Annotated in this window: 12 protein-coding genes; 9 read left to right on the top strand and 3 right to left on the bottom strand. The window is 40.4% G+C overall.

The genetic code is table 11. The annotated features are described in order from the left end of the window. Positions 1-3 precede the first annotated feature (3 nt). From dprA to H4J61_RS17710, 3 genes are all read left to right on the top strand, one after another. On the top strand, positions 4-1,140 hold the full coding sequence (dprA, locus tag H4J61_RS17700; RefSeq protein ID WP_182186666.1) for a DNA-processing protein DprA: 1,137 nt from the start codon (positions 4-6) through the stop codon (positions 1,138-1,140). 2 nt (positions 1,141-1,142) lie between these two features. Next, the gene (locus tag H4J61_RS17705; protein ID WP_182186669.1) at positions 1,143-1,616 is read left to right on the top strand and encodes a DUF494 family protein; all 474 of its coding nucleotides are present in this window, start codon (positions 1,143-1,145) and stop codon (positions 1,614-1,616) included. Positions 1,617-1,710: 94 nt separating this feature from the next. Further along, positions 1,711-2,277, top strand: a complete 567-nt coding sequence (locus tag H4J61_RS17710; protein ID WP_182186671.1) for a topoisomerase DNA-binding C4 zinc finger domain-containing protein — start codon at positions 1,711-1,713, stop codon at positions 2,275-2,277. A 103-nt stretch (positions 2,278-2,380) separates the two neighbouring features. On the opposite strand, the gene H4J61_RS17715 is transcribed toward H4J61_RS17710, so the two are convergent. Both H4J61_RS17715 and purE read right to left on the bottom strand, forming a co-directional pair. Then, positions 2,381-3,535, bottom strand: coding sequence for a 5-(carboxyamino)imidazole ribonucleotide synthase (locus H4J61_RS17715; RefSeq protein ID WP_182186673.1), 1,155 nt, complete (start codon positions 3,533-3,535; stop codon positions 2,381-2,383). A gap of 9 nt (positions 3,536-3,544) precedes the next feature. Then, the gene (purE, locus tag H4J61_RS17720) at positions 3,545-4,027 is read right to left on the bottom strand and encodes a 5-(carboxyamino)imidazole ribonucleotide mutase (RefSeq protein WP_182136189.1); all 483 of its coding nucleotides are present in this window, start codon (positions 4,025-4,027) and stop codon (positions 3,545-3,547) included. Positions 4,028-4,370: 343 nt separating this feature from the next. Between purE and H4J61_RS17725 the strand changes: the two genes are divergently transcribed. The 6 genes from H4J61_RS17725 (at position 4,371) to H4J61_RS17750 (ending at position 9,698) form a co-directional block, all read left to right on the top strand. Beyond that, positions 4,371-6,002 carry an acyl-CoA synthetase gene (locus H4J61_RS17725; RefSeq protein WP_182186676.1) on the top strand — a complete coding sequence of 544 codons (1,632 nt, stop codon included), beginning with the start codon at positions 4,371-4,373 and terminating at the stop codon, positions 6,000-6,002. A gap of 146 nt (positions 6,003-6,148) precedes the next feature. After that, entirely contained in the window at positions 6,149-6,694 is a 546-nt protein-coding gene (locus H4J61_RS17730) for a Sua5/YciO/YrdC/YwlC family protein (protein ID WP_182186679.1), read from the top strand. Next, positions 6,691-7,596, top strand: coding sequence for an oxygen-dependent coproporphyrinogen oxidase (hemF, locus tag H4J61_RS17735; RefSeq protein WP_182136186.1), 906 nt, complete (start codon positions 6,691-6,693; stop codon positions 7,594-7,596). Before H4J61_RS17730 ends, hemF begins: the two co-directional genes overlap by 4 nt. Before the next feature lie 244 nt (positions 7,597-7,840). Next, positions 7,841-8,503 (top strand): OmpW family protein, encoded by a 663-nt coding sequence (locus H4J61_RS17740; RefSeq protein WP_182186681.1) that lies wholly within the window; start codon positions 7,841-7,843, stop codon positions 8,501-8,503. A gap of 127 nt (positions 8,504-8,630) precedes the next feature. Further along, positions 8,631-9,443 carry a shikimate dehydrogenase gene (aroE, locus tag H4J61_RS17745; RefSeq protein ID WP_182186683.1) on the top strand — a complete coding sequence of 271 codons (813 nt, stop codon included), beginning with the start codon at positions 8,631-8,633 and terminating at the stop codon, positions 9,441-9,443. 21 nt (positions 9,444-9,464) lie between these two features. After that, positions 9,465-9,698 carry a hypothetical protein gene (locus tag H4J61_RS17750; RefSeq protein WP_182136183.1) on the top strand — a complete coding sequence of 78 codons (234 nt, stop codon included), beginning with the start codon at positions 9,465-9,467 and terminating at the stop codon, positions 9,696-9,698. A gap of 9 nt (positions 9,699-9,707) precedes the next feature. Here the strand turns inward: H4J61_RS17750 and H4J61_RS17755 are convergent, their stop codons facing one another. Further along, a complete protein-coding gene (locus H4J61_RS17755) occupies positions 9,708-10,253 on the bottom strand; it encodes a gamma carbonic anhydrase family protein (RefSeq protein WP_182186685.1) in 546 nt (181 codons plus the stop codon). Positions 10,254-10,993: the final 740 nt, after the last annotated feature.

Here is a 10,993-nt window from a genome sequence, read left to right on the forward strand (position 1 = left end):
CAAGTGGTAAATACCAGCAACACGCTAACGTTGGAGTTAACTCTAACGCATTATTGGCTAGCAGTGAAAGCTATTCCAAGGTTAGCCAGTCATAAAAAAATCGCCCTAGTCGAAAAGTTTGGTTTAAAGGCTTTATTCGCGGAGACTACTGACTTAACCTTGTCAGGTCTCACCAATCCACAGCGTGCTGCAATAACTTCTCCTGCCTGGGATTCGTTGACAAAAATAATCTCTGATTCAAGCCACTGTCACAGTCAAATTATAGCCTTTGATGATCCTCTATACCCACAATTACTAAAAGAAATCTATGATCCACCGCTAGTGCTTTTTGTCCGTGGTAATGTAGATTTATTGTTATTACCTAAAATTGCCATTGTCGGTAGCCGCAATGCCAGTATTTCAGGTAGAGAGATTGCTTATAAGTTGGCGGGTCAGTTAACCAGTCACTTCGTTGTTACTAGTGGTTTAGCATTAGGTATTGACGGGCAAGCGCATTTAGGGGCTTTGTATCAGCAGGGCTATACTATTGCGGTAGTAGCAACAGGACTAGATATAACCTATCCCGCTCGCCATAAAAAATTACAAAAAGATATTGTTGAAAACCAGGGGCTCATCATTAGTGAGTTTGCCCCCGGTATCGCACCTAAGCCCGGACATTTTCCAAAGCGAAATCGTTTAATAAGCGGTTTAAGTTTGGGGGTTTTGGTCGTTGAAGCGTCTTTAAAAAGTGGTTCGTTGATCACGGCGCGTTGTGCCTTAGAACAAGGCCGAGAAGTATTTGCTATACCTAGCTCTATTTATAATGTGCAGGCCAGAGGTTGTCATTGGTTAATTAAACAAGGCGCTAAGCTTGTCGAAGATACCAGTGATATAGTGGATGAGTTTGAAGCGTTGGTTACAGATAATTTAAACTTGAGTAGAAACAAAGCGAAAGATAATTTAGCAGAAAAAAGTAAAAAACAGCACTTGTGTAACGATCCAATGTTAGCTAGTGTGGGTTATGAAATTACGCCCGTAGATTTAGTCGTTTCGCGCAGTAAACTACCGATAGACGAAGTGCTAACTCGATTAACCGTGCTTGAACTTAGAGGTCTGGTGTCTGCTGTGCCAGGGGGTTACCTTAAATTAAATAGGGGCTAGTGATGTTTGATATCTTGATGTACCTTTTTGAAAACTATATTCATAGTGAAGCCGAAGTCATGGTCGACCATGAGCTACTTACTGATGAATTAACGCGTGCTGGTTTTCACCAAGATGAAATTTATAAAGCGCTTGCTTGGCTGGAAAAACTTACCGCCTTACAGGACACAGAGGCTTATCCTTATTTAACACGAGTAGGTAACCAATCTATTCGAATTTATACGGCACAAGAGAGCCAAATTCTTGATGTAGAATGTCGTGGTTTTCTGATGTTTTTAGAGCAGGTTAATTTATTAGACTTTACTACCCGTGAAATGGTTATTGACCGAGTTATGGAATTAGACACTAAATTTTTCTCTATTGATGATTTAAAGTGGGTTGTGTTGATGGTGCTGTTTAATGTGCCAGGTAAAGAAAGTGCCTACTCTCAAATGGAAGACCTGATTTTTGATGAGCAAGAAGGCCCGTTGCATTAGCTTTTTTTCTAAGACAAAAAGTGCACGAAAAATAGCCACGTTAATATGGTAAAAATATGGCATAATAGGTACCTAATATTTTAGGTGCATTACTATGTCAAACTCCGAAAAACCCCTGTTTTCACGTCATGAACATGCCTTAGAAAAAACCGCTGAAATTTGTCCCGACTGTGCTTCGCAGCTCACCATTAAGCATGGTAAGTCAGGCTCATTTTTTGGTTGTGTTACCTATCCTAATTGCCAATACACTCGAGCGGTTGTCGAACATGAGCGCGTTGATGACAAAATACTGGCCGGTAGTGAATGCCCTGAATGTAATCATGAATTGGCGGTCAAACAAGGTCGTTATGGTATGTTTATTGGCTGTACAAACTACCCTGACTGTTCTTACATCGTGGCGCAAGATCACAATGAACTTGAGCAACAAAATGTCAGTTGTCCACAGTGTAAAAAGGGCCAACTACAATCAAAGATCAGCCGTTTTGGTAAAACATTTTATTCCTGTGATCACTACCCCAAATGTAAGTTTGTTGTGAATCATGAGCCAGTTGTGGGTGAATGTGAAAAATGTGGCTTTGCTTTATTACTAAAAAGACAGATGGCAGCAGGTGAAAAGTTACAATGCGGGTCTAAACCCTGCAGTCACTTTCAGCCGCATTAATTTTCTTATCAATCGAGATATACATTGAGGTAGGAATTGAGGTAGAAAAAAGCCAGTGACTTATCCGTAAGGCATCACTGGCTGTGTAATCGCTAATATAGTGTTAGCTCAGTTGTTTTTTGTAACTGGCGACATAAGGCTTAAGTTCATCAAATTCTGCTTCTGGTAGCATGTCAGCTAATAAGGTTAATCGCTCTGCTAATTGTTTTTCATCATTACCTGAGACATTAATATGACCCATTTTACGGCCCGGGCGTTTGCTTTTTCCATACCAATGTAAAGTGGTACTGGCCACACTCAATATTTCATTGGGTACTTCATCTTCACCCAAGATATTAATCATGGCTGATGGACGAATTAACTCAGTACTGCCAAGTGGTAAATCACATACCGCACGTAAATGGTTTTCAAATTGACAAGTATCTGCACCTTGTTGGGTCCAATGACCTGAGTTGTGTACGCGAGGAGCAATTTCATTTACCAATAATTGCTCGCCAATTTGGAAGAATTCAATGGCTAATATACCAATGTAATTTAACTCTTTTGCTATGCTATCAAACACCTGTTTTGCTTGTGCTTGTAGCGCTTCATCTATTTCAATGGCAATTGACACACTCAGCACGCCATTGGTGTGATGGTTTTGAGTTAAGGGGTAAACTAGGGTATTACCTTGACTGTCACGCGCGCCAACTAACGAGACTTCGCGATCAAAAGGCACCATTTGTTCGGCCACTACTGCATGTTGAAGGCCTTGTACGCCACCATCGAAAAAAGCTTTAATATCAAGCCAAATGTCTTCCGCTTGTGCTTTATCTTTTAATCGCCATTGACCTTTACCATCATAACCTGCCAAAGCGCTTTTTAAAATTAACGGCATAGACAAGTTATTTAAAGCTTGGTCAAAGTCTGCTTTGGTCGCAATAATTTGGTGTTGGGCATTGGCCACACCGCACTTGATGAGCAGATCTTTTTCTAATCTTCTATCGCCGCCGACTTTAATGGCTTGGCTGCTCGGGCGTAGTTTTCCAGACGCTTGGCAAAGTGCAAGTGTTTGGTGATCAATATGCTCAAACTCAGCCGTGATAAAGTCAGCGAACTCAATGCCTTGAGTTAATCCACCAAAAACAATGTCAGTTGAAAGCGGGTCAACCACAGTGTCTGAGCCAACATCAAAAGCGCGTATATTGATATTTAAAGGCTTAACCGCCAAGGCCATCATACGAGCCAGTTGGCCAGCACCTAATACTAAAACATTCATTTAGCTAGCCTATTCTGCAGGGTTTGGGTTATCAAGGATTGTTTGTGTTTGCTCTGCTCTAAATTTTTCAACAGCAGCTTGTACTGCCGGGTCAGAAAGACCAATAATTTGAGCGGCTAATAAGCCAGCATTGGCCGCACCTGCCGTGCCAATGGCTAATGTACCAACCGCAATGCCTTTTGGCATTTGTACAATAGAGAGTAATGAGTCTTGACCATTTAAGGCTTTTGATTGCACGGGCACACCCAAAACTGGCAAGCTTGTATAAGCCGCGGTCATACCAGGTAAATGCGCGGCGCCACCTGCGCCACCAATGATAACTTGAATACCACGATCTTTAGCGCCTTGTGCATACTCAGCAAGTAAATGCGGTGTTCTATGTGCAGAAACCACTTTTGTTTCATAAGGTACATTAAATAGATCTAACATTTCAGCAGCGTGCTGCATGGTTGGCCAATCTGACTTTGACCCCATGATAATCCCAACTTTCATACGCGTAGTGCCTTTTGATGAGGTGATTTGAAACCTAACGTTATGCTTAAGGCGGTAATGTTAGGTGAAATTTAATACCATTTTAATACCATATTGTAACGTGTTTGAAAATATTCTGAAATGACAATTCTTTCATAGCATTTATAATTTTCTTTGATGTAGAACGGGTATAGACCAAAGGATAATTTTTTAATTTAATTATTGGCGTATGATTATTTTAAATTGTAAAGCCGAACATAATATAAAATCACAGCGTTATACTAATTTAAAGAATGAATGAATTTACTTATCATTAAGTTAATTAGTATTAAGAGTCGCTTCGGTAAAATAAATGAGGAAAGAAATGAGTAACATTTATAGCCAAAGTTTAGACAAGGTTGCTGCTAACAGTCAGCCACTAACACCAATAAACTTTTTAAATCGTAGCGCTGATGTCTATCCAGACAAAATTGCAATTATCCATGGTAAGCAAAAATTTACCTATCAAGAATATCGTAAGAATGTTCGTCGACTCGCCTCAAGCCTCATTAAAAATGGGGTGAATCCAGGGCAAACCGTGAGTATTATGGCCGCTAATATTCCGGCATTTTTGGATGCCCATTATGGTGTGCCACTAACGGGTGCTGTGCTTAACGCGATTAATATTCGCCTCGATGCGGAAAATATCGCTTTTATTCTTGATCACGCCGAATGTGATGTACTGTTTACCGATACCGCATTTTCCGGTGTGATTAAACAAGCATTAGCACTGTCAAAGCGTAAACCTTTGGTGATTGATATTGACGATCCAGAAGGTCCAGGCGGAGAGCGCCTTGGTACCATGGAATATCAAGAGTTACTGGCTCAAGGCGATGAAAATTTCACTGGCTCATTGATTCATGATGAATGGCAAGCTTTGGCGCTAAATTACACCTCAGGCACTACGGGTAATCCTAAAGGTGTAGTTTACTCACATCGCGGTGCTTACTTGAATTCTCTTGGCCATAACTTTGTTTGGCCGACCGACAGCAAGACCAATTACCTATGGACTTTGCCGATGTTCCATTGCAATGGTTGGTGTTTTCCTTGGACGATAGTGGCTGTTGGCGGTACGCAAATTTGTTTGAGGCAAGTTGAAGTAGGCGCTATCGTTAATGCGATGATTGAGCATAAGGTCAGTCATTTTTGTGGCGCGCCAATCGTGCTTAATATGATTTTAAATGCTGACGAAAGCTTGCTGGCGCAATTACCTAAAAATATTAAAGCGATGACTGCTGGTGCTCCGCCACCTGCCGCGGTTATTAAGGGCATTGAAAGCTTAGGCATTGAAATCACCCAAAGTTATGGCTTAACTGAAGTTTATGGGCCTTGTGTCGTGAGTGAGTGGAAAGATGAATGGAATGAGCGCAGCGATGATGAACGGGCAGCATTAAAAGCGCGCCAAGGTGTGCGTTATATCACGCAAGAAGACGTTGATGTGCTAAATCCGGATACTATGGAGCCTGTTCGCCCAGATGGAATCACTATGGGTGAAATAATGTTCCGGGGTAATAGCACGATGAAAGGCTATTTGAAAAATGAAAAAGCCACAGAAGAGGCTTTTGCTCATGGTTGGTTTCATTCAGGAGACTTAGCGGTTAAACATCCAGATGGTTATATTGAAATTCGTGATCGTTCGAAAGATATTATAATTTCTGGGGGTGAAAATATTTCATCAGTCGAAGTAGAAGGGGTGTTATATACCCATCCAGCCATTTTAGAAGCCGCCGTAGTCGCCAAAAAAGATGAAAAGTGGGGAGAAACTCCCTGTGCATTTATAGCACTGAAACGCGGGCAGACGTTGACAGAACAAGAGGTAATTCAATATTGCCGTGAACATATGGCGGGCTTTAAAGTACCTAAAACCATTGTTTTTAGCGAGTTGCCTAAAACCTCAACCGGTAAAGTGCAGAAGTTCGTGCTTAGGCAGAAAATTAAAGAGCTGTTTGAAGCTTAATTTATTATTAGCGTTGGACGGGGGTTAATCCAAACGGTAAGAGTTTACAGACTCTTACCGTTTTTTTTTACTAGCCATGTTGTTTGTCAGTAAAAAACGTATAATCATCATTAAATTAATTTTACTAAGCGCCATCATAAAACGCCATGACGACAGCATTAGAAACATTTCAACAGGGTGGGATTTTAGCTTACCCAACCGAGGCCGTATTTGGTTTAGGCTGTGATCCTGATAACGATGAGGCAATTGAAAAGCTGCTGTTGATCAAGTCACGTTTAGTAGATAAAGGCTTAATACTACTTGCGGGTGATTATAGACAACTTTTACCTTATATAGATGAGTGTAAAATACCTCAAGACAAACGCCTGGCGATATTATCTCGCTGGCCCGACGGCATTACGCAACTAGTGGCTAAAAATGCTAACACTTCTAGGTTGTTGACGGGGCGCTTTGACACTATTGCGGTGCGTGTTACTAGCCAGCCAGACGTTGTGGCACTATGTCTCGCCACTAATAAGCCGATTGTTTCTACGAGCGCGAACTTAAGTGGTAAACCTCCGGCCAAAACATGGCAAGGAATTCCCAATGAACTCGCTAATAAAATTGATTTTATTATTAAAGGAAAAATTCTAGGCTTTGATCAGCCTTCTACTATTATTGATGCATTATCTGGAGATGTTATTCGCTCATGAGCACTATAAATATTAATGTTGTTGTTGAATTTTTAAAATCGTTGCAAGACCAAATTTGTTCCGCGTTAGAGGCTGCCGACGGTAGTGGTAAATTTATTGAAGATAATTGGCAGCGCGCTGAAGGCGGTGGTGGCAGAACCCGAGTACTCACAAATGGTAGCGTTATCGAGCAAGGCGGGGTCAATTTTTCAGTGGTTTCTGGTGATAAGTTACCACCATCTGCAACAGCACACCGTCCAGAATTGGCTGGCCGTAAATGGCAAGCTTGTGGTGTGTCATTAGTTATTCATCCTAAAAATCCTTTTATTCCAACATCTCATGCCAATGTCCGATTTTTTATTGCTGAAAAAGAAGGTGAAGAACCTGTGTGGTGGTTTGGTGGGGGTATTGACCTCACGCCTTTTTACCCGTTCAAAGAAGATGTTGTGCATTGGCATCAAACGGCAAAAGATATTTGTCAGCCTTTTGGTGACGATGTTTATCCAAAATATAAAAAGTGGTGTGATGAATACTTCCATTTAAAACACCGCAATGAAACTCGTGGCGTTGGTGGCTTATTTTTTGATGATCTTAATAAATGGGAATTCGATAAGTGCTTTGATTATATGAAAGCAGTTGGAAAAGGCTTTCTTGATGCTTACATACCTTTAATAGAAAAGCGTAAAGCAACGCCCTTTGATGATAATCATCGTCAATTTCAACTTTATCGTCGTGGCCGCTACGTTGAATTTAATTTAGTTTTTGATCGCGGCACCTTATTTGGTTTGCAATCAGGTGGCAGGACAGAATCCATTTTGATGTCAATGCCGCCACTGGCACGTTGGGAGTATAATTTTCAGCCGGAAGCTGGCAGCCCAGAAGCAGCACTACAAGACTATTTAGTACCGCAAGATTGGTTATAACCTAGCATTGCCGCTTGTTGTTTATTAACCTAGCAATCCACATCAACAGAAAAGTTCGCTGTAGGTGTGGTTGCTAGGTTAAGTTACCCAAGTTAAGTTTTTAATTTCAAGACCATTAAAGCCTATTTTTTTAGGGTTTATGATAAAGCTTGAGCTAGATCAAACTGTCGAAAACCAGGCGCGCGTAAAATTACCTTAGTGAACAAATTTAATATTTTTTCTATTTATAAAAGGTAACGCTCTAATGAAAACCTCAGTAATTAATGGACTCATCCTCTCCGCTCTTACATTATCTCCCCTTGCACTGGCTAACCAAGCTGGCGACTTTGTCGTTCGTGGTGGCGCCACTATGGTTGATCCTGCCAGTAATAAAGCTAACGTGTTCCTCGATGGCGCTGATTCAGGTTTAGATGTCTCAGCGGATGGTGATACTCAGCTTGGTGTTAATTTTGTATATTTTTATGATAAAAACTGGGCTATTGAACTCTTAGCCTCAACCCCGTTTTCTCATGACATAAAACTGCATGCCGATGGCGCAACCACAACGCTTGGTAAAATATCTCATTTACCACCGACATTAAGTGCACTGTATTACTTTGATACTCACTCAGCGTTTAAGCCCTATGTGGGTGCGGGTATCAACTATACAATTTTCTTTGATGAGAAGTTTTCTTCCACTTATAAAGAGGCCGGTTTTAGTGCTTTAGACTTAGACGGGTCGTTCGGACTGTCTGTTCAACTTGGTGCTGATTACCAACTTGATAAAAGGTGGTCATTAAATGCTTCCGCTCGTTATATTGATATTAATACGGATACCAGTTTTAAAGTAGGTGGTAGTGTTAATGGCAGTGCTGAAGTTGAAATAGACCCCATGGTTTATTCACTGATGTTAGCTTATAAATTTTAAAGAGACTTTAACCTTATTCAACACGGGCCAAAGTGATGAAAAAAGCAGTTACCCAGTGACTGCTTTTTTGTTTTCATTGTTTAACAACTAGGGTAGTCTACCGCTAAACATTTAAGCTAGTAATCTTATGGATCAGTATCGCGTATTTGGTAATCCTATCGCTCAATCAAAATCTCCCTTTATTCACCAACAGTTTGCGCTACAGTCAAAGCAAACAATGAACTACCAAAGTGAGTGGGTTGCATTAGATCAATTCGACAATGCCGTAAAAGAATTAATCGCTAACAATGGCAAAGGCGCCAATGTCACCGCACCATTTAAAGAACAAGCATTTGCCCTGTGTGATGAGTTGAGTGAAAGAGCCAAGTTAGCTGGCGCAGTGAACACCTTAATTTTTTCTAATGGAATTATTTATGGTGATACTACAGATGGTTTAGGCTTAGTTAGTGACTTACTCAGGCATCAAGTGCAACTGCGAGATAGTAAGGTGTTATTACTCGGTGCTGGCGGAGCCGCAAAAGGTGTTGTGCAGTCAATATTAGCGCAGTCTCCTCAATCATTAACCATTGCCAATAGAACATTAAGTAAAGCACAGGCTATTACTAGCCAGTATCCTAATAACGCTATTGATGCTATTACTTTCGCAGAGACCCATAACTTAGCATTTGATATTATCATCAATGCCACATCAGCAGGTCTATCCGGTGATAGCTTACCGATATCAGATCACACAATTAAAAGTTCAACAGTTTGTTATGACATGGTCTATGGCAAAGAGCCAACCGCATTTTTAAAACAAGCAAAACAGCTAGGTGTTGAACATATTATTGATGGCTTAGGCATGTTAGTGGGGCAGGCTGCGGCAAGCTTTCATTTGTGGAGAGCCGTTAGCCCAGCAGTAGAGCCTGTACTTGTCTCCTTAAGAGCTCAGTTAAAGTAATGAAAGTGAAGCGAGCATAAGGTGAACCAAGCAATTTTATTTAATGATGATCTACATTTTGATCAGCAGCATGATGCTTGGTCTTTTACCGGACAAGTTTCAGGACAGCGTATAAGGTTATATTTTCATTCTATGCAGCTAAAGAAATTAACCGAAATTGATGATGGCACTAAATTTGATTTAGAAGAAGTAACAGAAAGCTGGCTCGAGGAAAACGAGCCAGAAGGTAATGAAATACATATAGAGTTGGAGTAACCTCAAAGGTTAATGGTTATCAGCTAAGTACTCAGCTTTTAATTCAACATAGTTTATTGCAGACTGTTTGAGAAAATCAGCTTCACTCTGCTTTAACTCTCTCGCTTGTTTAACTGGGTTACCAACATACAAGTAGCCGCTTTTAAGTGTTTTGTTTGGCGGCACTAAACTACCCGCACCGATAAACACATCATCCTCAACAATAACACCATCCATAATAATAGCGCCCATACCAACCAGTATTCGGTTACCCAAAGCACATCCGTGTAACATACACTTATGACCAACCGTAACATCGTCACCAATAACTAAAGGGTTACCATTGGGATTACCGGTACTTTTGCGTGTGACATGTAAAACCGTACCGTCTTGTATATTAGTGCGAGCGCCAATGGTAATTTTGTTCACATCACCTCTAGCGGCAACTAAAGGCCAAACACTAGTATCATCACCTAAGGTAATGTCACCAACAAGTACGGCCGTTTCATCAACATAAACGGCATTACCTAATATAGGAGTAATGCCATGATAGCTTCGAAAATTATTTTTCTGCATAAATAAGATATTTTAGATGACTGATATAGCTATCTTAGCAAAAAAAGCCATTAAACAGCATTTTTCAATGCACTGAGTCACTCCTGGTACTTAGCGGTTAAGACAAAGTGACTTCAAAGACACAATATAGCTGGGTGATTTTTCAGCGTATCGAACATTAAAAACCCAGCCACAGCAAGGGTTGTATAAATAAAGAGCAAACAAACCTTTATTTGTAAATTAATGGCAATTAAGGGTTGACGTGAAGCGAGAAATCTCTAGAATGCGCTCCAGTTCCAAGGGGTAACCCAAACGAACGGTTTTAATAGCTTAACTACTCTTTATAAGAGCTAAACAGTTGAGTTAACGTTTTAAAAGTGAGTTTGAATCTTCTTAAAAGAAAGTTTAAAAAATCTAAATAAAACGTTGACATTAAAACTCAGGTGCGTAGAATGCGCATCTCGCTTCAGGCAAGGCCTGCAGCAACGAGTTACTTTACGGTATAGAGCGAATGAGATTCTGTATCGGTTAGTTATCTTCCTTAGAAGAAACTAACTTTCTTTAACAATTAGTTATCATGCAATTTGTGTGGACACTCACATTAACGTTGGTTTTACATAGTTATCCTCGGATAACAAAAAAACAGCTTAATATGATGTCACACAAAAATAAGTATCATTTAAATCTTCGGGTTTAAATAATACGTTTTATGTAGTTACTTTATCCTTAGTCGGAATAGAGTAACACGACAGAATTCATTG

It is taken from the genome of Colwellia sp. MB3u-4 (assembly GCF_014077065.1).
Classification (GTDB): domain Bacteria; phylum Pseudomonadota; class Gammaproteobacteria; order Enterobacterales; family Alteromonadaceae; genus Cognaticolwellia.